Consider the following 23,919-nt stretch of genomic DNA (forward strand, 5'->3'; position numbering starts at 1 on the left):
TCGCGAGCAAGCTCGGCTCCCACAGGATCGGCGGTGGACATTGATCTTATAAATGACCAAAACCTGTGTGGGAGCGAGCCTGCTCGCGATGGCGTCCGCCCAGACAACCCAAAACCCTCGCCACAGGTGCTGTGTACTGCCTGGAACGACGTGGCAGGTTAGATCAACCCCTTCTCATCATCATCGATCAACCGACTCAACCCGCCCAAGGCTTCACGGGCCTGGTTGCGATCCATCAACTTGGCCTGGGCCGCCGGTGGCAGATCGGTGACGCGGATGACGCCCTTGCTGGTCAGCACCTGGATCAAGTCATCGAGCACCCGAATCATTTCCAGGTCGCTTTGCTTGAGTTGCTTGAGGCTGTTTTCCACCGCCTGGTTGGCGAACCAGTCCTGGATCTCGTGGTTGTCGGCCGGCAAGGTCTCGGTGGCCTCGGCGTAGGCGGTGGCTTCTACGCGCACCAGCAGGCCTTGTGCATCGCGTTGCACATAAAACATCGGGCATCCCTCATGTATGAAGCGGCGTCATGCTGGGCAGCATAGGCCAACTTGGGGGGGAGTATGAACACTTATCCCGTGGCGAGGGAGCTTGCTCCCGCTTGAGTGCGCAGCAGCCCTAAAAAAACAGGGGCGCTCCGCGCCCCAGCGGGAGCAAGCTCCCTCGCCACGGGTGTCAGCTTCAGCTGTTGTTGTGATCGATCTTGATGGTCGGGTCGCTGCCGGCGATCAGCGTGTTCAGGTTCATGTTCGACCAGTTGTTGCCCTCAAGCTTGATCGTCACGTCCGGCGTCGCCGCACCGTTGGCCGCATTGAACTGGCCGGTGGTGCTGACTTGCAGGGATGACACGCCATCGACCGTGCTGATTTTCAGGAAGTGGTCGATGGTGCTGCCGGTTTCGCCCTGCAACAGGTCCCGCAGGTCAATCCGGTCACCGTCGGCGACCTTGAAGTCCTTGATCACATCATTGCCGGTGTCGCCGGACTTCCAGACAAAGGTATCGCCCCCCAGGCCACCGATCAGGGTGTCATTGCCCTGGCCGCCGATCAGAGTGTCGTTACCCGTGCCACCCAACAGGATGTCGTTGCCCTTGCCACCGTTGAGCGTGTCGTTGCCGCCCTGGCCGAAGATGATGTCGTTGCCGGCGCCGCCCAGCAGGGTGTCGTTGCCATCGTGGGCACCGGACACATCGAACGCGGTGTAGTGCTCGGTGATGTACTGGTGCACATTGCTGGTGCTGACCTTGCTGGCGTCCACGCCGCTCTGTTTGGCGACGAAGGCCTGGATGGCCTGGTAGCCCTCACCCGCAACACCATTGAAGCTCACCAGGTCGCCGAACAGGATGTCGTTGCCTTCGCCTCCGTTGACCGTATCGGCGCCCGGCAGGGTCGCTTCGGTGTGGCCGATGATGGAGTTGGCCAGGTTGCTCGGGTCGATGTTGGTTTGCGGCTTGCCATCCGAGTCGTAGGGGGCGAGATCGGACAGGGTGACGCCGTTGTTCAGGCCGATGGCTTCAACGCTACTCAGACCTTTGAGCAGCGTGAAGCTGGCCGTTGAGCCGTCTGCTGCCGAGGAGTCGCCCCACCAGCCGCCGGCCTGGTTGGAGAACTCGAACGTGCCATTACCCTCGGCATGCACCGTGCCGACGTAATTTTCGTTCCAATTCTTGCCGTTCTTGATGGACAGGTACATGTCCCCATTTTCTTCGATGATGAATTTGTGTGTGCTGTCGATCGTCTGGGTGTAGTACTTGCCGACGGTGTAGTTGGCCGCGCTCAGGACGTCGTCGAGCTTGACGGTGCCGTACAACACTGGGTTCGGCTGTTCGCCGGACTGGTAGCGCGTTGGCTCACCGTCGGTGATGAAATACGTCAGGTTCTTCGCCCCGGTATTGCTCAGGGCCTGGGTGCTGTTGAAGAAGTTTGCGGTGGTCTTGAACACGTCTTCATAGTTGGTATTGCCGCCGGACACCATCGAGTCGAGCACGTTCTTGAGCAGTGTCAGCGCGTTCGGATCGTTGAGGTTGACCGCAACGTTTTTGTTGACCTGGTTATCGAAGTCCGCCAGGAAAATGTTCACAGTCCCTGAGTTGCTGCCCAGGCTCTGCTTGAGAGTGTTGAACACTTGGGTCAACGAGTTCTTCGCGGCGGCGACGGACGAGTCGCTCATGCTGCCGGAGCTGTCGACCATGAAGGCGATGTTGTAGTTGACCCCTGGCACGACGGTCAGCCCACCGATGTCGGCGACCACGATGTCGTTGCCGTCGGTGCCGGTGACGTTGTCGCTGCCGGACGTGGCGGTGACCGCGTTGTAGGTGGCCGGGTACACGGTGACAGGAATCTGCGCCGTGCTGACCGCCGAGCCGCCAAGGGCTTCGGTGGACGTCGAGGTTACGGTCAGGTTGAACTGGCCGTGGTAGTAGGTCGGTGGGGTCAGGGTGAGGCTGCCCAGGTTCCAGCCGGTGACCGAGGCTTCGCCGTTGCTGCCCACGGTCGCGGTATGGCCGGCGCCGTCGGTCAGTACGCTGCCTTCCGGAATGCCACCGATCTTCACGCTCAGGCTTTCGGAACCGTCGGTGTCGGTCAGGGCGGTGGTGATCTTCGACAGGTGCACGCTGGTGCCTTCGGCGCCTTCGTTGAGCTTGAAGCCGTCGTAGTAGCCTTCGCCGTTGGTGCCGTGCAGGTCGGAGACGGTCACGCCCGCGTTCGCCAGGTCGGTCACACCGGTGTAGAGCGGCACGCCGGCATTGCTCAGGTCCACTGGCGTGCTGCCGTTGACCGACAGGTTCACGTCGTAGCTGCCCGGGCCGGTCTGGTTGTGGTGGTAGATGTCCAGGGTGTAGTAGCCGCTGGTGGTCGGCGTGAACGAACCGTTCAACTGACCGCCCGCACCCCACGTGGTTGCCGCGGCGGTCTTGCCACCGATGGTCACCAGCAGGCTGTCATCGCCCGTGCCGCTGAAGGTGTAGGTCTTGCCGGCCTCGAGGAAAATCAGCCCTGAAGTTTTCGACGCGGTGCCCGGATTGACGTTGCCGTCGTTCTGAACGTTGCTCACATTGGTGCTGCTGTTCGGCGTGCTGGCGGCATCGATCACCGACTTGAGCGTGCCGGACGGCGCGCCGCTGCCATCGGTGCCCAGGCCCGACAGGCCGGTCCAGACTTCCTTGATCAAACCGGTGGAGGTCACGTTGTTGCCGGCCACGTTGAGGCTCGGTGCGTCGGCGACCGGCGTGATGTCGATCTTCACGGTGCCGGTATTGCCCAGCGTCTGGCCGTCGGTTGGCTGGAAGCTGATTTGCGCGTAGTCGGCCTTTTGATTGCCCACGCCGGCCGGGTTGCCGTTGGCACCGGATTCGTTGGCATCGGGGGTGAAGCGCAGCTTGCCAGCGTCGATGTCCGCCTTGGTGAAGGTCTGGTTGTTGGCCACGTCCTTCCAGGTTGCGCCGTCCAGGTACTGCAACTTGCCGTCACCCGGCAGCCCGGTGATTTTCACACCTTGGCTGGCGGCGGCGCTGTCCACGTCGCTGATGCCGAACGTCGACCAGCCGAGGACCAGTGAAGTGTCTTCGGTACCGGTCACCGCGCCACCGGTGGCTACGGGTGCGTCGTTGACCCCGACCACGTTCACGGTGGTGGTCGCCGTGTTGGAATAACTCGTGCCGTCGGTCACCGTCACAGTGATGACGCGCGGTACGGTGCTCGGATCTTCGCTGTTGTTGATGAAGCTGATGTTCTTGATCTGCTGCATGTAGTCGGCCAGCGTTGCATTGCCTGTCAGCGTCAGGACAACTTTGCCGTCGGTGCTGTTGGCGTTGATGCTGATGCCGTTGACGCTATTGCCCAGGTTCAGATGATCGCCAGGCTGACGGTTGGTCAGCACGATGGTGGCGCCGGTCAGCATGGTGCTGTCCGGGTCGGTGATCTTCAGGTCGGTGTCGCCAATCGACACGCCCGGGCCGGTGGTGCCTTCGGTAAAGGTCACCTGGTAATCGGCACCGGTCTTGCCGCTGGAGTTGTTGGCGTCCAGGTCGAGTACCGGCGGTGCATCGTTGTCGATGATCGAGGTGCTGACGCTGCCATTGGTGCCGCTGACCGCCAGGTGCTCGAAGTTGCCACCGGTGGCCGAGTCGATCCTGACCACGAAGTTTTCGGTGCCTTCGGTGATCTTGTCATCCAGCGTCGCCACGTTGAAGGTCGCGCTGGTGGCGTTGGCCGGGATCTTCACGGTGTAGACACCGGTGAAGTCCGTGCCGTCGGCGGCGGTGCCGCTGTAGACGATCTTGAGCGTCACTTCGGTTTGCGCCGGGTTCGTCAGGCTGACGGTGTATGTCGCTGCTTGGCCTTCGGTGACCGATGTGCTGCCGGTGATGCTGACGCTGGTGTTGTCGACAGTGTCGCCCACGGCCGTCGACGCGCCGGTCTTATCGACTGCGATGGCTTCGAGGTTGCCGCCGGAGGCCGATTTGATCGTCTCGGAGATGGACGGCGCGCCGGTGTAGACATCGTTGCCAACGGCTACGTCCAAGATGCCCGAGCTTGCGCCAGCGGCGATGGTGATGGTCTTGCCGCTGTCGAGCGTGACTGTCACCGGACCGTTCTGTGCGGTGACGGGTTTGCCGTCAGGGCCGGTCAGGGTGGCGGTGTAGGTGATCGTGCCGTTTTCATTGACAGTCGGTGTGGCGGTCAACGTCACGGTGGTGGTGTCGTTGACGTCGCTGACCACGGTGCTGACTGGCGCGGTGTTTGGAGCGATGGCTTCGAGGTTGCCGCCGGATGCATCTTTGATCGACTCGGTGACGGTGGTTGGGCCTTGGTACACATCGTTGCCGACCGCCACGTCCAAGATGCCCGAACTTGCGCCGGCTGCGATGGTGATGGTTTTGCCGCTTTCCAACGTCACGGTGACCGGACCGTTTTGCGCGTTGACGGGTTTGCCGTCGGCACCGGTCAGGGTGGCGGTGTAAGTGATGGTGCCGTTTTCGTTCACGGTTGGTGTGGCGGTCAACGTCACGGTGGTGGTGTCGTTGACATCGCTAACCACAGTGCTAACTGGCGTGGTGTTTGGAGCGATGGCTTCCAGGTTACCGCCCGATGCCGAGGCAATCGATTCGGTGACGGTGGTCGGACCTTGGTAAACGTCGTTACCCACAGCGACATCGAGCGTGCCCGAGCTTGCACCGGCGGCGATGGTGATGGTCTTGCCGCTTTCCAACGTCACGGTGACCGGACCGTTTTGCGCAGTAACAGGCTTGCCATCGGCACCGGTCAGGGTGGCGGTGTAGGTGATGGTGCCGTTTTCGTTCACGGTCGGCGTAGCGGTCAACGTCACGGTGGTGGTGTCGTTGACATCGCTAACCACAGTGCTAACTGGCGTGGTGTTTGGAGCGATGGCTTCCAGGTTACCGCCCGATGCCGAGTCAATCGATTCGGTGACGGTGGTCGGACCTTGGTAAACGTCGTTACCCACAGCGACATCGAGCGTGCCCGAGCTTGCACCGGCGGCGATGGTGATGGTCTTGCCGCTTTCCAACGTCACGGTGACCGGACCGTTTTGCGTGGTGACGGGTTTGCCATCGGCACCGGTCAGGGTGGCGGTGTAAGTGATGGTGCCGTTTTCGTTCACGGTCGGCGTGGCGGTCAACGTCACGGTGGTGGTGTCGTCAACATCGCTAACGACAGTGCTGACTGGCGCGGTGTTAGGCGCGATGGCTTCCAGGTTACCGCCCGATGCCGAGTCAATCGATTCGGTGACGGTGGTCGGACCTTGGTAAACGTCGTTACCCACAGCGACATCGAGCGTGCCCGAGCTTGCACCGGCGGCGATGGTGATGGTTTTGCCGCTTTCCAGCGTCACGGTGACCGGACCATTTTGCGCCGTGACGGGTTTGCCATCGGCGCCGGTCAGGGTCGCGGTGTAAGTGATGGTGCCGTTTTCGTTCACGGTTGGTGTGGCGGTCAACGTCACGGTGGTGGTGTCATCGACATCACTGACCACGGTGCTGACCGGAGTCGTGTTCGGAGCGATAGCTTCGAGGTTGCCGCCAGTGGCGGTACTGATGCTTTCGGTGACGGTGGTCGGACCTTGATAAACGTCGTTTCCGACAGCGACATCCAACGCACCCGAGCTAGCGCCGGCGGCGATGGTGATGGTCTTGCCGCTTTCCAACGTCACTGTGACCGGACCGTTTTGCGCGGTGACGGGTTTGCCGTCGGCACCGGTCAGGGTGGCGGTGTAAGTGATGGTGCCGTTTTCGTTCACGGTTGGTGTGGCGGTCAACGTCACGGTAGTGGTGTCGTTGACATCGCTGACCACAGTGCTAACTGGCGTGGTGTTTGGAGCGATGGCTTCCAGGTTACCGCCCGATGCCGAGTCAATCGATTCGGTGACGGTGGTTGGGCCTTGGTACACATCGTTGCCAACCGCGACATCCAACGCACCCGAGCTAGCGCCCGCTGCAATGGTGATGGTTTTGCCGCTTTCCAGCGTCACGGTGACCGGACCATTTTGCGCCGTGACGGGTTTGCCATCGGCGCCGGTCAGGGTCGCGGTGTAAGTGATGGTGCCGTTTTCGTTCACGGTTGGTGTGGCGGTCAACGTCACGGTGGTGGTGTCGTTGACATCGCTGACCACGGTGCTGACTGGCGCGGTGTTCGGGGCAATGGCTTCGAGGTTGCCACCGGATGCATCTTTGATTGACTCAGTGACGGTCGTCGGACCTTGGTACACGTCGTTGCCGACCGCCACGTCCAATTCGCCTGAGCTTGCGCCGGCGGCGATGGTGATGGTCTTGCCGCTTTCCAACGTCACTGTGACCGGACCGTTTTGCGCGGTGACGGGTTTGCCGTCGGCACCGGTCAGGGTGGCGGTATAGGTGATCGTGCCGTTTTCGTTCACGGTTGGTGTGGCGGTCAACGTCACGGTGGTGGTGTCGTTGACATCGCTGACCACGGTGCTAACCGGAGCGGTGTTAGGCGCGATGGCTTCGAGGTTGCCGCCGGATGCATCTTTGATCGACTCAGTGACGGTGGTTGGGCCTTGGTACACATCGTTGCCAACGGCTACATCCAACGCACCCGAGCTTGCGCCCGCTGCAATGGTGATGGTCTTGCCGCTTTCCAACGTCACGGTCACCGGACCGTTTTGCGCAGTAACAGGCTTGCCATCGGCGCCGGTCAGGGTCGCGGTGTAAGTGATGGTGCCGTTTTCGTTCACGGTTGGTGTGGCGGTCAACGTCACGGTGGTGGTGTCGTTGACATCGCTGACCACGGTGCTAACTGGCGTGGTGTTTGGAGCGATGGCTTCCAGGTTACCGCCTGATGCCGAGTCAATCGATTCGGTGACGGTCGTTGGACCTTGATAAACGTCGTTACCCACAGCGATATCGAGCGTACCCGAGCTAGCGCCGGCGGCGATGGTGATGGTCTTGCCGCTTTCCAACGTCACTGTGACCGGACCGTTTTGCGCGGTGACGGGTTTGCCGTCGGCACCGGTCAGGGTGGCGGTGTAAGTGATGGTGCCGTTTTCGTTCACGGTTGGTGTGGCGGTCAACGTCACGGTAGTGGTGTCGTTGACATCGCTGACCACAGTGCTAACTGGCGTGGTGTTTGGCGCGATGGCTTCCAGGTTACCGCCCGATGCCGAGTCAATCGATTCGGTGACGGTGGTTGGGCCTTGGTACACATCGTTGCCAACCGCGACATCCAACGCACCCGAGCTAGCGCCCGCTGCAATGGTGATGGTTTTGCCGCTTTCCAGCGTCACGGTGACCGGACCGTTTTGTGCGGTGACGGGTTTGCCATCGGCGCCGGTCAGGGTCGCGGTGTAAGTGATGGTGCCGTTTTCGTTCACGGTTGGTGTGGCGGTCAACGTCACGGTGGTGGTGTCGTTGACATCGCTGACCACGGTGCTGACTGGCGTGGTGTTTGGAGCGATGGCTTCCAGGTTACCGCCCGATGCCGAGTCAATCGATTCGGTGACGGTCGTTGGACCTTGATAAACGTCGTTACCCACAGCGACATCGAGCGTACCCGAACTTGCACCGGCGCCGATGGTGATGGTTTTACCGCTTTCCAACGTCACGGTGACCGGACCGTTTTGCGCGGTGACGGGTTTGCCGTCGGCACCGGTCAGGGTGGCGGTATAAGTGATGGTTCCGTTTTCATTCACGGTTGGTGTGGCGGTCAACGTCACGGTGGTGGTGTCGTTGACATCGCTGACCACGGTGCTGACTGGCGCGGTGTTCGGGGCAATGGCTTCGAGGTTGCCACCGGATGCATCTTTGATTGACTCAGTGACGGTCGTCGGACCTTGGTACACGTCGTTGCCGACCGCCACGTCCAATTCGCCCGAGCTTGCGCCGGCAACGATGGTGATGGTCTTGCCGCTTTCCAACGTCACGGTGACCGGACCGTTTTGTGCGGTGACGGGTTTGCCGTCTGCACCGGTCAGGGTGGCGGTGTAGGTGATGGTGCCGTTTTCGTTCACGGTCGGCGTAGCAGTCAACGTCACGGTGGTGGTGTCGTCAACATCGCTAACGACAGTGCTGACTGGCGCGGTGTTAGGCGCGATGGCTTCCAGGTTACCGCCCGATGCCGAGTCAATCGATTCGGTGACGGTGGTCGGACCTTGGTAAACGTCGTTACCCACAGCGACATCGAGCGTGCCCGAGCTTGCACCGGCGGCGATGGTGATGGTCTTGCCGCTTTCCAACGTCACTGTGACCGGACCGTTTTGCGCGGTGACGGGTTTGCCGTCGGCACCGGTCAGGGTGGCGGTATAGGTGATCGTGCCGTTTTCGTTCACGGTTGGTGTGGCGGTCAACGTCACGGTGGTGGTGTCGTTGACATCGCTGACCACGGTGCTAACCGGAGCGGTGTTAGGCGCGATGGCTTCGAGGTTGCCGCCGGATGCATCTTTGATCGACTCAGTGACGGTGGTTGGGCCTTGGTACACATCGTTGCCAACGGCTACATCCAACGCACCCGAGCTTGCGCCCGCTGCAATGGTGATGGTCTTGCCGCTTTCCAACGTCACGGTCACCGGACCGTTTTGTGCGGTAACGGGTTTGCCGTCGGCGCCGGTCAGGGTCGCGGTGTAAGTGATGGTGCCGTTTTCGTTCACGGTTGGTGTGGCGGTCAACGTCACGGTAGTGGTGTCGTTGACATCGCTGACCACAGTGCTGACTGGCGCGGTGTTTGGAGCAATGGCTTCGAGGTTACCGCCCGATGCCGAGGCAATCGATTCGGTGACGGTAGTTGGGCCTTGGTACACGTCGTTTCCGACCGCGACATCCAACGCCCCCGAACTTGCGCCGGCTGCAATAGTGATCGTCTTGCCGCTGTCGAGCGTGACCGTCACCGGACCGTTCTGCGCGGTGACCGGATTGCCATTGGCATCGGTCAGGGTCGCGGTGTAAGTGATGGTTCCGTTTTCATTCACGGTTGGTGTAGCAGTCAACGTCACGGTAGTAGTGTCTACCGAGTCGGTAATCGTAGTGACCGCAGGCACAGTGCTCGGCACAAGATTTTCGAAGTTGCCGCCGGTTGCGCCGGTGATGGTGGTGCTGACGGTACTGCCGTTGTTGTAGACGTCGTTGGCGGGTGTATCCACGGCGACGGTGCCGGTGGTCGCACCGGCAGCGATGTTGATCACCGCGCCGTTGCTCAAGGTCACGGTCACCGGGGTCTGGGCCGGGTTGCTCAGCGTCGCCGTGTAGGTGATCTGGCCGCCTTCGGTGATGGTTTCGCTGGCGCTCAGCGTCAGGCCGGTTGTATCGGCCGAATCGGTGATCGTAGTAACGGCAGGTGACGTGCTCGGCACCAGATTCTCGAAGTTACCGCCGGTTGCGCCGGTAATCGTGGTGCTGACCGTGCTGCCGTTGTTATAGACGTCATTAGCCGGTGTCTCGACGTTGACGGTCCCGGTCGTCTGGCCGGCAGCGATGTTGATCACCGCGCCGTTGCTCAAGGTCACGGTCACCGGCGTCTGGGCCGGGTTGGTCAGCGTCGCGGTGTAGGTGATCTGGCCGCCTTCGGTGATGGTGTTGCTGGCGGTCAAGGTCAGGCCAGTGGTATCCGCCGAATCAGTAATCGTGGTGACCGCAGGCGCCGTGCTCGGCACCAGGTTTTCAAAGTTGCCACCGGTCGCACCGGTAATCGTGGTGGTGACGGTGCTGCCGTTGTTGTAGACGTCATTGGCAGGCGTATCAACGTTGACGGTGCCGGTCGTCTGTCCAGCAGCAATGGTGATGACCGAGCCATTGCTCAAGGTCACGGTCACCGGCGTCTGGGCCGGGTTGGTCAAGGTGGCGGTGTAGGTGATCTGGCCACCTTCGGTGATGGTATTGCTGGCCGTCAGCGTCAGGCCCGTGGTGTCGGCCGAGTCAGTGATGGTGGTGACCGCAGGCGCCGTGCTCGGCACCAGGTTTTCAAAGTTGCCACCGGTCGCACCGGTAATGGTGGTGCTGACGGTGCTGCCGTTGTTGTAGACGTCATTGGCAGGCGTATCAACGTTGACAGTGCCGGTGGTTTGGCCAGCAGCAATGGTAATGACCGAGCCATTGCTCAAGGTCACGGTCACCGGAGTCTGGGCCGGGTTGGTCAGGGTGGCGGTGTAGGTAATCTGGCCGCCTTCGGTGATGGTGTTGCTGGCCGTCAGCGTCAGGCCAGTGGTGTCGGCCGAGTCAGTGATGGTGGTGACCGCAGGCGCAGTGCTCGGTACCAGGTTCTCGAAGTTACCGCCGGTTGCGCCGGTAATCGTGGTGCTGACCGTGCTGCCGTTGTTGTAGACGTCATTGGCTGGCGTCTCGACGTTAACGCTGCCGGTCGTCTGGCCAGCAGCAATGGTAATGACCGAGCCATTGCTCAAGGTCACGGTCACTGGGGTCTGGGCCGGGTTGGTCAGGGTGGCGGTGTAAACAATCGCACCGCCTTCGGTGATGGTGTTGCTGGCGGTCAAGGTCAGGCCGGTGGTGTCAACCGAATCGGTAATCGTCGTAACCGCTGGCGTGGTGCTCGGTACCAGGTTTTCGAAGTTGCCACCCGTCGCACCGGCAATGGTGGTGCTGACAGTGCTGCCGTTGCTGTAGACGTCGTTGGCCGGGGTATCCACGGCAACCGTGCCGGTCGTCTGTCCAGCAGCAATGGTGATGACCGAGCCATTGCTCAAGGTCACGGTCACCGGCGTCTGGGCCGGGTTGGTCAGGGTGGCGGTGTAGGTAATCTGGCCGCCTTCGGTGATGGTGTTGCTGGCGGTCAAGGTCAGGCCAGTGGTATCCGCCGAATCAGTAATCGTGGTGACCGCAGGCGCAGTGCTCGGCACCAGGTTCTCGAAGTTGCCACCGGTCGCGCCGGTGATGGTGGTGCTGACGGTACTGCCGTTGTTGTAGACGTCATTGGCTGGCGTATCAACGTTGACAGTGCCGGTGGTTTGGCCTGCAGCAATGGTAATGACCGAGCCATTACTCAAGGTCACGGTCACCGGAGTCTGGGCCGGGTTGGTCAGCGTCGCGGTGTAGGTAATCTGGCCGCCTTCGGTGACAGTATTGCCCGCGCTCAGGGTGACGGTGGTGGTGTCGACGGTGTCGGTGATCTGAGTCACGGCCGGCGTAGTGGGCACGGTCACGGCGATGCCGGTGCCGCCGGTGGTGCCGGTGACGGTCACGCTGATCTGGCTTGGGTCGTTGTAGACCGTGTCGTTCGGCGCCAGCGGTACGTTGACGCTGCCAGTCAGTTGGCCAGCCGGGATCACGATGACCGCGCCGTTGGACAAGGTCACGGTCAGGTTGGTCTGCGGGGCCTGGGTCACGGTCGCGGTGTACACCAGCACGCCGCCGGCCTCGGTCAGGGTCGGCGTGGCGCTCAGGGTCATGGTCGCATTGAGCACGGCGTTGGCGGTCGTATCGGCCGTGGTATCGCCACCCAGGATGTTGTCATCGGTGGCCGCCGCCGCAGCGAGGCCTTCGGTTGGGAAACCGACGGTAGGGTCGACGCTGCCGGCGGTGGCATCCAGCACCACAAAGCTGTGGCCGCCACCGGCGGCGCCCCCCGTACCCGCGGCAGTGGCGCCGGCGGCGGTGGCTTCCAGGGCAGTCGTCGGGTCGACGCCCGCGGCGATGGCTTGTTGCAGTTCTTCTACCGACGGCGCGGCCTGGGCGGTGGCTTGTGCCAGGTCAGTGGACGAGTCCGGAGCATTGGCGCTCCACTGGGTGTCGCGGCCCAGGTCCAGGGTGCGGCCATCGGCCAGCTCCAATGTGACGGCGCCGGCAGGGCCGGTGTCCAACTGGTCGCCTACGTTCAGGCGATCGCCTTCAATGAGTACGCGCCGAATGCCCTCTGGGGATACGACGAAAACCTGACCAACAATGCTTTTGACAACGGCAATAACACTGCTCATTGAAGACTCTCCGGGTGCCACGCTCAGTAGACTTCCATGGACCCGGCGGCTTTTAGGCAGCAGCGGTCTGGACGTTCATGTGTACAAAGTAAGGTTATTTGACGCTTTTCATTGTCAATATTTTGGCTGTTTTTGCCGGCTATTTTGTTTGTGCCAAACTATTGACCTTCTGCCGGCCATCCTAAACAATTGCCAACGTAATGTCACATTGATATTTAAGCGGCGACCTGTTCTTTCAGCGCGTGTTCCAGCTCCTGTTTTGAACTTTCCGACATACGGTCATTCCGGTTGCCATCATCCGATGCAGCGCCACGTTTCGCTGTGATTCAAGACAAGAGTTCTGGGAATAATCCAACCATGCGTTCGCACCTGCTCAAGGCTTTACCCTTCGTCCTCGCCGCCAGTTTCGTACAAGCACAAACCTTGCCGCAGGCCATGCAGCAGGCTTTGGATGTCCATCCTGAAATCCAGGCCGGCGTGAACAGTCGTCTCGCGGCGGATTACCAACTCAAGGCGGCCAAGGGCGGCTACCTGCCTAGAGTGGACCTTGCAGCCGGATATGGCCGCGAAGGCACCGACAGTGTCACCACCCGTTCGGGCGGTAATAACCATTGGGAAACCCTGAACCGCAGCGAATCGAGCCTGCGCTTGTCGCAAATGGTTTTTGACGGTTTTGCGACGTCCAGCGAAGTCGGGCGTCAACAAGCCACCGTCAATGCCCGTGCCTATTCGTTGCTGGACGCCTCCGAGCGCACCGGTTTGACAGTGGCCCAGGTTTACCTGGACGTGCTGACCCGTCGTGAGTTCGTGCGCCTGGCCGAGGAAAACCTCAAGAGCCACGAGCGCATCTTCGATCAGATCAAGCTGCGCACTTCCCGTGGCGTGGGCAGCGGCGCAGACCTGGACCAGGCCGAAGCGCGCATGGCCCAGGCCCGCAACAACTTGATCACCGAACAAACCAACCTGGCCGATGCCGAGACCAACTACCTCAGCGCCGTTGGTCAACTGCCCGATCAACTGGAGCGTCCTGCCGATTTTCTGGCATTGCTGCCGGCCAACCTGACCGAAGCCCGCGCCCAGATGCTGGAAAACAGCCCGGTGCTGCGTTCGGCCGAAGCCGACATCGCTGCCGCCGAGCAACAGTATGAAGCCGCCAAATCGAGCTTCTACCCACGCTTCGATGCTGAGTTGGGTCGCACCGCCGACAACGACCTGGACGGCCAGAACGGTCACAACAATGAATGGCAAGCCATGCTGCGCATGCGTTTCAACCTGTATGCCGGTGGCAGCAACAAGGCCGACCTGGAATCCAAGTCGTACCTGTCCAACCAGGCCCTGGACATCCGCAACAACGCGCTGCGCCAGTTGAACGAAGAACTGGGCCTGGCCTGGAACGCCTTGAACAACGCCAACGCCCAGGTGCCGGTCGCCCAGCAATACGTAGACCGCAGTGCCAACGTGCGCACCGCCTACCAGAAACAATTCAGCCTCGGCGAACGCACGCTGCTCGACTTGCTCGACAGTGAAAACGAGCTGTTCAGCGCTTCCCGTCGCCTGGCGGAAATCAAGAATGTGCAGCTGTTCACCCAGTACCGGATCAAGGCAACCATGGGCCAGTTGTTGAAAAGCCAGGGTGTGGTCGCGCCGTTGGCATCGGTTGTGCAGAACGACGTGAAACCCAAGGTCCAGTTGCCTGGGATGAATTGAGTCTTACCAGCCGTTTTAATCAGTCAGAGTGCCGAGCGTGGAATCAGAAGTCAGTCCAGTCGAACTAGTTCATGACCCGCGCACGCTGCACGACGACCCGCTGCTGGACGGTCTGCTGGCGCTCTGCATGCTGCATCAGAAGCCGGCCAGCGCGGCGATGCTCACCACCGGCCTGCCGCTGCCCAAGCAACGGCTGAGCGTCGAATTATTGTCGCGCGCGGCAGCCCGTGCCGGTCTGCAAGGGCGGGTGTTGCAACGCAAGCTCGAGCAAATTCCGACCATCGCCATGCCGGCGTTGCTGCTGCTTAAAGACGGCCGCAGCGCCGTATTGCTGGGCTGGGTCGGTGACGACCAGGCGCGATTGCTGCTCAGCGAAAGCGACGGCGGTGAGGTGACCGTCAGCCGCGAGCTGCTGGCCGATGACTACAGCGGCAAGGTGTTCTTCGCCCAACCGCAGCATAAATTTGACGTTAACCACGGCACGCTCATTCCCCGGGCGCGTTCGTGGTTTCGCGACACCCTCAAGCGCTCCCGTTGGCTGTACGCCGATGCCATCGCCGCCAGCCTGTTGATCAACATCATCGCCATGGCCGCGCCGCTGTTCGTGATGAACGTCTACGACCGCGTCGTGCCGAACCAGGCCGAATCGACCCTGTGGGTATTGGCCGTCGGCATCACCGGCGCCTATGTGTTCGACCTGATCCTCAAGATGCTGCGCAGCCTCTGCCTGGACCTGGCGGGCAAGAAAACCGACTTGATCATTTCGGCGACGCTGTTCGAGCGCATCGTCGGCATGGCCATGAAACACCGCCCGGCGCGGGTCGGCAGCTTTGCCCAGAACATTCATGAATTCCAGAGCCTGCGGGACTTCCTCGCCTCGCTAACCCTCACCAGCCTGATCGATTTGCCGTTCACCCTGCTGATCTTCATGGTCATCGCGATTATCGGTGGGCACCTGGTGTGGATTCCGGTGCTGGCCTTCCCGATTGCCCTGCTGATCGGCTATGCCTTGCAGAAGCCGTTGGTCGCGACCATGGAACGCACCATGGCCCTGGGCGCCGAGCGCCAGTCGAGCCTGATCGAAACCCTGGCCGGCCTGGACGCGGTGAAGGTCAACAACGCCGAGAGCGAGCGCCAGTACCAATGGGAACAGACCATCGGCACCCTCAGTCGCCTCGAACTGCGGGTGAAGATGCTGTCCGGCCTGGCGATGAACATCACCTTGCTGATCCAGCAATTGGCCGGGGTGATCATGATCGTCTTCGGGGTTTACCTGATCATCGCCGGCAACCTGAGCATGGGTGGGCTGGTGGCCTGCTACATGCTCAGCGGCCGCGCCCTCAGCCCGTTGGCCTCGTTGTCGGGCCTGCTGACGCGTTACCAGCAGGCGCGGGTGACCATGACCTCGGTCGACCAGATGATGGAGCTGCCCCAGGAGCGCAATTTCGACGAGCGCCCGCTGAGTCGCAAGGTATTGCAGGGCGCCGTTGAATGCCGGCAGTTGAACTTCACCTACCCGAACCAGCAGAACCCCGCGCTGAAGAACATCAACCTGGTGATCAAGCCGGGCGAGAAAATCGGCATCATCGGTCGCAGCGGCTCGGGCAAGAGTTCCCTGGCCAAGTTGCTGGTGGGCCTTTATCAGCCCGATGACGGCGCCTTGCTGGTGGACGGCGTGGACATCCGCCAGATCGACGTCAGCGAGCTGCGCTACAACATTGGCTACGTGCCCCAGGACATCCAATTGCTGGCCGGGACCCTGCGGGACAACCTGACCTCCGGCGCCCGTTACGTCGAAGACGAACTGGTGCTCCAGGCTGCTGAGCTGGCCGGCGTGCATGAATTCGCCCGCCTGCATCCGCAAGGCTATGAACTGCAAGTCGGCGAGCGCGGGCAGAACCTGTCTGGCGGCCAGCGCCAGAACGTCGCCCTGGCTCGCGCGTTGCTCCTCAACCCGCCGATCCTGCTGCTGGACGAACCCACCAGCGCCATGGACAACACTGGTGAAGAACGCTTGAAACAGCGCCTGGCCGCCGTGGTGGAAAACAAGACCGTGCTGTTGGTGACGCACCGGGCCTCCTTGCTGTCCCTGGTGGACCGCCTGCTGGTGATCGACCGTGGACAGATCCTCGCCGATGGCCCGAAAGCCGCCGTCATGGAAGCGTTGAAAAAGGGGCAGATCAGTGTTGCTTAAATCAGGTTTCAAGGGCGCTGTGGGTCGTTACTTCAAAGGTTCCGATTCACTGCATGGCCAACCGCTGCCCGAGGTCAACAAAGCCCTGATCGAGGACGCTCCCCGGGTGGTGCGCCTGACAATCTGGGGCATCATCGGCTTCTTTGTGTTCCTGGCGCTGTGGGCCAACTTCGCCGAGATCGACGAAGTGACCAAGGGCGACGGCAAGGCGATCCCCTCGTCCAAGATCCAGAAGATCCAGAACCTGGAAGGCGGCATCGTCGCAGAGCTGTTCGTGAAGGAAGGGCAGATCGTCGAGGCCGGCGCGTCGTTGATTCGCCTGGACGACACGCGGTTTGTCTCCAACGTCGGCGAAACCGAAGCGGATCGCCTGTCGATGCTGTTGCGGGTCGAACGCCTGAGTGCCGAGGTTGATGACCGGCCACTGAACTTCCCGGCCGATGTGCTCAAGGCGGTGCCGGGCCAGGCCGCCAGCGAAGAGTCGCTGTACATCAGCCGTCGCCAGCAATTGCACGATGAAATCGGTGGCTTGCAGGAGCAGTTGATCCAGCGCCAGCAGGAACTGCGCGAGTTTGTCTCCAAGCAGGCGCAGTACCGCTCCGGCCTGGCGCTGCAACGCCAGGAAATCAACATGTCCGAGCCGCTGGTGGCCCAAGGCGCGGTGTCGCCGGTGGAAGTGCTGCGGCTCAAGCGCGCCGAAGTCGAGACCCGTGGGCAACTGGACGCCACGACGCTGGCGATTCCTCGCGCCGAATCGGCGATCAAGGAAGTGCAGCGCAAGATCGACGAGACCCGCGGCAAGTTCCGCAGCGAAGCCCTGACCCAACTCAACGAAGCACGCACTGACCTAAACAAGGCCCAAGCCACCGGCAAGGCCTTGGAAGACCGCGTGAGCCGTACCCTGGTGACCTCGCCGGTGCGCGGCATTGTCAATAAACTGCTGGTGAACACCATCGGCGGCGTGATCCAGCCCGGCAGCGACCTGGTGGAAATCGTGCCGCTGGACGACACCCTCCTGGTGGAAGCGAAAATCCGTCCCCAGGACATCGCCTTCCTGCACCCCGGCCAGGACGCCACGGTGAAATTCACCGCGTACGACTACACCATCTACGGTGGGATGAAAGCCAAGCTGGAACAGATCGGTGCCGACACCATCACCGATGAAGACAAGAAGACCACCTACTACATCATCAAGCTGCGCACCGAACGCAGCCATCTGGGCACGCCTGAAAAGCCCTTGCTGATCATCCCTGGGATGGTGGCGTCGGTGGACATCATCACCGGCAAGAAAACCGTGCTCAGCTACCTGCTCAAGCCAATCATCAAGGCCCGGTCCGAGGCGTTGCACGAGCGGTAATGCCGAGTAGTTGATTATTCTGTGGCTTGGTAGCTTTTGTGGCGAGGGAGCTTGCTCCCGCTTGAGTGCGCAGCACTCATCGCTTTTTTTGGGGCCGCTGCGCGCCCCAGCGGGAGCAAGCTCCCTCGCCACAGTGTGGGGCTAACCCTTAAACCCCTGTGGGAGCGGGCTTGCTCGCGAAGGCGGTTTGTCAGTCAATGTATATGTAGCTGACCCGACGCCTTCGCGAGCAAGCCCGCTCCCACATTTGGTTTTGCAGCTCTAGCCAAAAGCCATATAGTTATTCGTTAACGGTATTTAAATTACTGTTCTTATACCTTTAAAGTCATCCCCCTGCGTACCTGCCGACCAATCGGCGCGCCGCACGACACAAACCAACACGGTGACCCCGTGAGTTTTTGATCGATTGCGCGCCCATTCAAGCGCGCCGTGCGTGGGAGTGATGTATGCCAGCCGTCTCTTTTTCTCCAGCTTCAAATGCCGCGAACATCGCGCCGCAGTCGTTCGACATCCGTCCATTCCCCGATGCCGTAGGCGCCGAGATCGTTGGCCTGGACTTGTCCAGACCCATCAACGACCAGGATTTCGCCCGCATCCACCGCGCCCACCTGGACTATCACGTCGTGGTGTTCCGCGATCAACGCATCACACCCGAACAGCACATCGCTTTCAGCCGTCGTTTTGGCGTGCTGCAGATCCATGTGCTCAAGCAGTTCCTGCTGGCCGGGCATCCCGAGATTCTCATCGTTTCCAACATCATCGAAAACGGCCAGTCCATCGGCCTGGGGGACGCCGGCAAGTTCTGGCATTCAGACCTTTCCTATAAAGAACTGCCCAGCCTCGGCTCGATGCTTCATGCCCAGGAGCTGCCGAGCGAAGGCGGCGATACGCTGTTCGCTGACATGCACAAGGCCTGGGACGGGTTGCCGGAAGCGCTGCGCAAAGCGGTGGAGGGCCGTTCGGCGGCGCACTCCTACACGGCGCGCTACAGCGAGACCAAATTCGAAGGCAACTGGCGCCCGACGCTCACGCCTGAGCAACTGGCCCAGGTCGCCGAAGTCGTGCATCCCATCGTCCGCACCCACCCGGAAACCGGGCGCAAGGCGTTGTTCGTCAGCGAAGGCTTCACCACCCGCATCGTCGGCCTGCCGGAAGATGAAAGCAAAGCCATCCTGACGGAGCTGTATGCCCACAGCGTGCTGCCGCAGAACATCTATCGCCATCAATGGCAGCCCCACGACTTGGTGTTCTGGGACAACCGCTCGCTGATTCACCTGGCCGCCGGCTGCCCGAGTCATCTGCGCCGCAAGCTGTACCGCACCACCATCCAGGGCGACGCCCCTTTCTGATCGGCTGCGCCTCGCGCAAAAAGCCCGGAGAATCACCATGTCCACACGCATTGCTTTTGCCCCGCTGGCCGCCGCCATCGGCCTGGGGTTCAGTTTGCTGGCCGGCAGCCTCGTCGCGCCCGCCAGCGCCCACGCCGAGGGCGAGATTCGCATCGCCGAACAGTTCGGCATCGTTTACCTGTTGCTGAACGTGGTCCGCGACCAGCAATTGATCGAGAAGCATGGCAAGGAGGAGGGCATCGACATCAAGGTCGACTGGACCCAGCTATCAGGCGGCGCGGCAGTCAACGATGCGTTGCTGTCGGGTTCCATCGACATTGCCGGGGCTGGCGTCGGGCCGCTGCTGACGGTCTGGGACCGCACCCGTGGCAAGCAGAACGTCAAGGCCGTGGCCTCCCTGGGCAACTTTCCCTATTACCTGTTGAGCAACAACCCGAACGTCAAGACCATCGCCGACTTCACTGAGAAGGACCGCATCGCGGTCCCAGCGGTGGGAGTGTCGGTGCAATCGCGGTTCCTGCAATTCGCTGCCGCCAAGCAGTGGGGCGACAAGGACTTCAATCGCCTCGACAAGTACACCCTGGCCGTCCCGCACCCGGACGCCACGGCCGCGTTGATTGCTGGCGGCACCGAGTTGACCGGGCACTTTTCCAATCCACCGTTCCAGGACCAGGCCCTGCAAAATCCCAACGTCCACGTCGTACTCAATTCCTATGACGTGCTCGGGCCGAATTCACCCACGGTGCTGTTCGCCACCGAGAAATTCCGCGACCAAAACCCGAAGACCTACAAGGCCTTCGTCGAGGCCCTGACCGAAGCGGCCGAGTTCGCCCAAAAGGACAAAGGCGCGGCGGCGGACACCTACCTGCGTGTGACCAAGGCCAAGATCGACCGGGCGACCTTGCTGAAGATCATCGACAACCCGCAGATCGAATTCACCGTCACCCCGAAAAACACCTACCCGCTGGCCGAATTTCTCTACCGCGTCGGCGCCATCAAGCACAAACCGGCGTCGTGGGAAGATTATTTCTTCCAGGACGCCAAGCCGTTGCAGGGGAGCTGATCGTCATGAACGCGCCATTGCAAGGCCACGCGGCCAGCAACCTCAGCCGTACCGATACCGCGTTGTTATCGGTGGACAACGTCAGCCTGGAATACCGCACCCCGCAGCGTGTGGTGCGGGCCACCCATCAAGTGAGTTTCGAGGTCGATCCGGCGGACCGCTTTGTATTGCTTGGCCCGTCCGGGTGCGGCAAGTCCACGCTGCTCAAGGCCATTGGTGGTTTCATCGCACCGTGCGAAGGCGAAATTCGCCTGCAAGGCCAAACCGTCAACGCGCCGGGCCCGGATCGCATCGTGGTGTTCCAGGAATTCGACCAATTGCCGCCGTGGAAAACCGTCAAGCAGAACGTGATGTTCGCGCTGCTGGCGTCGGGCACGCTCAAGCGTCGCGAAGCCGAGGAGCGGGCGCTGCATTACCTCGACAAGGTCGGCCTGGCGGCGTTTGCCGATGCCTACCCTCACACCTTGTCCGGCGGCATGAAGGCCCGCGTTGCGATTGCCCGGGCGCTGGCGATGCAACCAAAAATCCTCCTGATGGACGAGCCCTTTGCCGCCCTCGATGCCCTGACCCGACGCAAGATGCAGGAGGAATTGCTGCTGCTCTGGGAGGAGGTGCGTTTCACCCTGTTGTTCGTCACCCACTCCATTGAAGAGGCATTGGTGGTGGGCAATCGTATTTTGCTGTTGTCGCCGCACCCGGGACGGGTGAGGGCGGAAATCCACAGCCATCAATACGACCTGCACAGCCTCGGCGGCGTGGGTTTCCAGCACACGGCGCGGCGGATTCATTCGTTGCTGTTCGAGCAAGGCCAGTCGCCGGACGCCGAGCGTGAGCTGGATTTCACCGACATCCGTATCGCCTACTGACCCTGTAGGAGCTGTCGAGTGCAACGAGGCTGCGATCTTTTGATCTTTCGTCCGAGACTCAAGCGTCAGGGGAAAGATCGCAGCCTCGCTTCGCTCGGCAGCTCCTACGGGGCGGTGCCAGGATTTGAAAAGAGAGTGTTTATGAGCCAGTTATCGCCTGCGCGCGAAGAATACGAAGTCGACCTGCAGCCGCTGACCCACGTGCCATTGGAGCGCGAGTTGCCCTTGGGCCAGCGCCTCTGGCAACAGGGTTGGTTGCGCAAAAGCCTGATCCTGTTACTGCTGGCGCTGGTGTGGGAGGGCGTGGCCCGATACCAGAACAATGACCTGCTGCTGCCGAGTTTCCTGCAAACCACCAGCGCTTTGTACGACGGAATGCTCAGTGGCGAGCTGCTGGGCAAGGTGTGGATTTCCCTGGTGGTGCTGCTCAAGGGTTATTTGCTGGGCATCGTCCTGGCGTTTGGCTTGACCACCTTGGCGGTGTCGACGCAGCTAGGCCGCGACCTGCTCAGCACCCTGACGTCGATGTTCAACCCGCTGCCGGCCATCGCCCTGTTGCCTTTGGCGCTGCTGTGGTTCGGCCTGGGGCAGAACAGCCTTATTTTCGTGCTGGTGCATTCGGTGCTGTGGGCGTTGGCGTTGAATATGTATGCGGGGTTTCTTGGCGTGTCGGAAACGCTGCGCATGGCCGGGCGCAACTACGGGCTCAAAGGCCTGCGCTTTGTCTTGTTCATCCTGATCCCGGCGGCGCTGCCGTCGATCCTCGCCGGGCTGAAGATCGGCTGGGCTTTTGCCTGGCGCACCCTCATCGCTGCCGAGCTGGTATTTGGCGCCACCAGCGGCAAGGGCGGCTTGGGCTGGTACATCTTCCAGAACCGCAACGAGTTGTACACCGACAAGGTGTTTGCCGGGTTGGCGGTGGTGATCCTCATCGGGTTGCTGGTGGAGAACCTGGTGTTCGACAGTTTGGAGCGGGTGACGGTGAAGCGTTGGGGGATGCAGCGGTGAAAAGGGGTTAGTCACCTAAATGACGCTTGATTTCAGCCAACCTTTGGTTACGGATCTCTTTGGCTTGCTTGATTGCAACGAATTCACGCTCATCACTGAGTTGCTTCCTGGCGTCTTTGCTTGCCTGCTGGAGACGTTGTTGGGATCGGTAGGTAGGTTGCTGTCGCACTAGGGTGCGGGGAGGGGAAGGTTGGATGCGTGAGATTGTCGAAGTACGTGTAGTAGCGGTATGAGCGTGGAGTGGCATAAGCTGCTGCGGCACTGTCTGCGTCGTCCCTATTTTTTGGGTGACGAACATACTGACCGCTTTTCTTGCTCGACTTGTGCCACCGGAAATAGTTGAGATAACGCTACCGATATTGCTAGCCGCCCGACTAGCTGATGTTGTCGCAACGCTGGTGGTCCGATTTATGGCAGTTCGCAGCCCGCCAATAAATTTCTGCATAACGACCGAAGGCCAGCCAAAATGGTGTCCCGTCGGATCCGAATTCATCACCGGCTCCCCACCGCAATACATATACGAATTCAACCCACCCTTACCAAACGGACTCATATTGTCCGGGCTATGAAAGCGCATCAGGCGTGGGTTGTAGACGCGGTAGCCATTACCCAGGAAATACCATCCGGGCATCGTTTCACGCCGTTCGCCATTGAACCCCAATTGGGATATCACCTCATGCTGCGCCGACTGGTGACCGTACGGCGAGTATGCGATGCGATTGGTATTGCCCGCATCGACTTCAACGAGTACCGAGTTTTTGAGATCCACCGCCAGCAACACGGTACGTTGTTGGCTAGGGTTTGCTGGATCGTTCGTTATGGTCTGAGTCATACGAAACACCGGCAAGCATGAGATTGGGAGCTGTGGGCCATAGTTCTACTCCCTTGGCGTCGGTTGGAGAACTATCAGAACTGTTAGTTTTTCTCACTCCGTACAGCCTGCTTGCAGGTACCCGGACGCCAACATGGACCCGTGGCCAGAGATTGCTCCCGCTCGACTGTTCCCTGTAGGAGCTGCCGAAGGCTGCGATCTTTTGATCTTTCGCTTGGGACTCAAGTGCCTGGGGGAAGATCGCAGCCTCGTTTCACTCGACAGCTCCTACACAGCTCCTACACGCAGGCCGGCGGGAGCAATCTCTGGCCGCGGGGTTTGGGTTGCCTGGGCTGACGCCTTCGCGAGCAGGCTCGCTCCCACAGTTGATCGGGTGTTGGCCTCGATATTGGGTTCGACACAAAACCCCTGTGGGAGCGAGCCTGCTCGCGATGGCAATCTTCAATCCACCGCAGACCTGTCAGCCCGCCGCTTGCACCTCCAGTCGATCCATCGCCCGCTCCACCAACAGATGCACCCCATCGGCCATCCGACTGATCGCCAGGATCACGCTGCGGCGCGAACCGTCGACATCGTCGGCCAGGTCGGCGGCGATGGCGCTGATGGACAGCAGGTCTTCGGAAGCATTGGCCAGCAGGGTTTCGGTGTCGATATCAGGGGCAACCATGAAGAGTTGGGATGCTTGGGTTTTGCCCGAGGCTTCAGCGGTGGGTTTGGGGTTGAGGTAGTAATCGAGGGCGCGTTGGGCTGCTTCGTCGAGTGTGCTGGAGCTGGGTGAAGTGGGCTTCGTTTCTGCTGTTGTCATTGGGGAACTCCTAAACGACCAGTAAGGAGCCTTTGCTACGCAGCGAATCCTACTGAGATCGCTGAATGGCATGGGCTGTTTCGCCCTAAACAGATATTTCGGACTTGCACGTCCGTGTCACCGTTTTTTCAGTGACAAACCCAGACTAGCGGTGAGCCTAAAGGCGGACAAGTTCACCAACATCGCCGCAACTTGAAGGAAATCTCCTAGGACTCAGCTGTAGGTAAGCGGTACACAGAACCTGTGGCGAGGGAGCTTGCTCCCGCTCGGCTGCGCAGCAGTCGTAAAACCGGGCAATGCGGTGTGCCTGAAGGAATGCTGAGGCCTGCTTCGCAGGCCAGCGGGAGC

11 protein-coding genes are annotated in these 23,919 nt (G+C 61.0%); 7 read left to right on the forward strand and 4 right to left on the reverse strand.

Going from position 1 to position 23,919, the window contains the following annotated elements; genetic code table 11:
- Nucleotides 1-158 precede the first annotated feature (158 nt).
- Both HU715_RS21535 and HU715_RS21540 read right to left on the reverse strand, forming a co-directional pair.
- Nucleotides 159-497 carry a hypothetical protein gene (locus tag HU715_RS21535; RefSeq protein WP_014335964.1) on the reverse strand — a complete coding sequence of 113 codons (339 nt, stop codon included), beginning with the start codon at nt 495-497 and terminating at the stop codon, nt 159-161.
- 181 nt (nt 498-678) lie between these two features.
- Nucleotides 679-12,390, reverse strand: coding sequence for a retention module-containing protein (locus tag HU715_RS21540; protein WP_217884351.1), 11,712 nt, complete (start codon nt 12,388-12,390; stop codon nt 679-681).
- A gap of 357 nt (nt 12,391-12,747) precedes the next feature.
- Between HU715_RS21540 and HU715_RS21545 the strand changes: the two genes are divergently transcribed.
- The 7 genes from HU715_RS21545 (at nt 12,748) to HU715_RS21575 (ending at nt 21,934) form a co-directional block, all read left to right on the forward strand.
- A complete protein-coding gene (locus HU715_RS21545; RefSeq protein WP_186709501.1) occupies nt 12,748-14,097 on the forward strand; it encodes a TolC family outer membrane protein in 1,350 nt (449 codons plus the stop codon).
- A gap of 37 nt (nt 14,098-14,134) precedes the next feature.
- On the forward strand, nt 14,135-16,291 hold the full coding sequence (locus HU715_RS21550; protein WP_186709500.1) for a type I secretion system permease/ATPase: 2,157 nt from the start codon (nt 14,135-14,137) through the stop codon (nt 16,289-16,291).
- Nucleotides 16,281-17,648 carry an HlyD family type I secretion periplasmic adaptor subunit gene (locus HU715_RS21555; protein WP_186709498.1) on the forward strand — a complete coding sequence of 456 codons (1,368 nt, stop codon included), beginning with the start codon at nt 16,281-16,283 and terminating at the stop codon, nt 17,646-17,648. The genes HU715_RS21550 and HU715_RS21555 overlap by 11 nt, the downstream gene beginning before the upstream one ends.
- 446 nt (nt 17,649-18,094) lie before the next feature.
- Nucleotides 18,095-18,997 carry a TauD/TfdA dioxygenase family protein gene (locus tag HU715_RS21560; RefSeq protein WP_186709489.1) on the forward strand — a complete coding sequence of 301 codons (903 nt, stop codon included), beginning with the start codon at nt 18,095-18,097 and terminating at the stop codon, nt 18,995-18,997.
- A gap of 37 nt (nt 18,998-19,034) precedes the next feature.
- Complete coding sequence (locus HU715_RS21565) at nt 19,035-20,060, forward strand: ABC transporter substrate-binding protein (RefSeq protein ID WP_186709487.1); 1,026 nt, start codon at nt 19,035-19,037, stop codon at nt 20,058-20,060.
- Nucleotides 20,061-20,065: 5 nt separating this feature from the next.
- Nucleotides 20,066-20,926: an ABC transporter ATP-binding protein gene (locus HU715_RS21570; RefSeq protein WP_186709479.1), complete on the forward strand. Its 861-nt coding sequence runs from the start codon at nt 20,066-20,068 to the stop codon at nt 20,924-20,926.
- 141 nt (nt 20,927-21,067) lie between these two features.
- Nucleotides 21,068-21,934, forward strand: coding sequence for an ABC transporter permease (locus tag HU715_RS21575; RefSeq protein WP_186709477.1), 867 nt, complete (start codon nt 21,068-21,070; stop codon nt 21,932-21,934).
- A 7-nt stretch (nt 21,935-21,941) separates the two neighbouring features.
- On the opposite strand, the gene HU715_RS21580 is transcribed toward HU715_RS21575, so the two are convergent.
- Nucleotides 21,942-22,766, reverse strand: a complete 825-nt coding sequence (locus HU715_RS21580) for an RHS repeat-associated core domain-containing protein (RefSeq protein ID WP_186709475.1) — start codon at nt 22,764-22,766, stop codon at nt 21,942-21,944.
- A 460-nt stretch (nt 22,767-23,226) separates the two neighbouring features.
- Nucleotides 23,227-23,571: a DUF6124 family protein gene (locus HU715_RS21585; protein ID WP_186709473.1), complete on the reverse strand. Its 345-nt coding sequence runs from the start codon at nt 23,569-23,571 to the stop codon at nt 23,227-23,229.
- Nucleotides 23,572-23,919: the final 348 nt, after the last annotated feature.

The organism is Pseudomonas zanjanensis, assembly GCF_014268745.2.
Taxonomy (GTDB): Bacteria; Pseudomonadota; Gammaproteobacteria; order Pseudomonadales; family Pseudomonadaceae; genus Aquipseudomonas; species Aquipseudomonas zanjanensis.

Bases quoted from the DNA above. Each gene is read 5' to 3' on its own strand.
- HU715_RS21535 (WP_014335964.1), bottom strand. From the start codon at position 497: ATGTTTTATGTGCAACGCGATGCACAAGGCCTGCTGGTGCGCGTAGAA.
- HU715_RS21540 (WP_217884351.1), bottom strand. From the start codon at position 12,390: ATGAGCAGTGTTATTGCCGTTGTCAAAAGCATTGTTGGTCAGGTTTTC.
- HU715_RS21545 (WP_186709501.1), top strand. From the start codon at position 12,748: ATGCGTTCGCACCTGCTCAAGGCTTTACCCTTCGTCCTCGCCGCCAGT.
- HU715_RS21560 (WP_186709489.1), top strand. From the start codon at position 18,095: ATGCCAGCCGTCTCTTTTTCTCCAGCTTCAAATGCCGCGAACATCGCG.
- HU715_RS21565 (WP_186709487.1), top strand. From the start codon at position 19,035: ATGTCCACACGCATTGCTTTTGCCCCGCTGGCCGCCGCCATCGGCCTG.
- HU715_RS21570 (WP_186709479.1), top strand. From the start codon at position 20,066: ATGAACGCGCCATTGCAAGGCCACGCGGCCAGCAACCTCAGCCGTACC.
- HU715_RS21575 (WP_186709477.1), top strand. From the start codon at position 21,068: ATGAGCCAGTTATCGCCTGCGCGCGAAGAATACGAAGTCGACCTGCAG.
- HU715_RS21580 (WP_186709475.1), bottom strand. From the start codon at position 22,766: ATGACTCAGACCATAACGAACGATCCAGCAAACCCTAGCCAACAACGT.
- HU715_RS21585 (WP_186709473.1), bottom strand. From the start codon at position 23,571: ATGACAACAGCAGAAACGAAGCCCACTTCACCCAGCTCCAGCACACTC.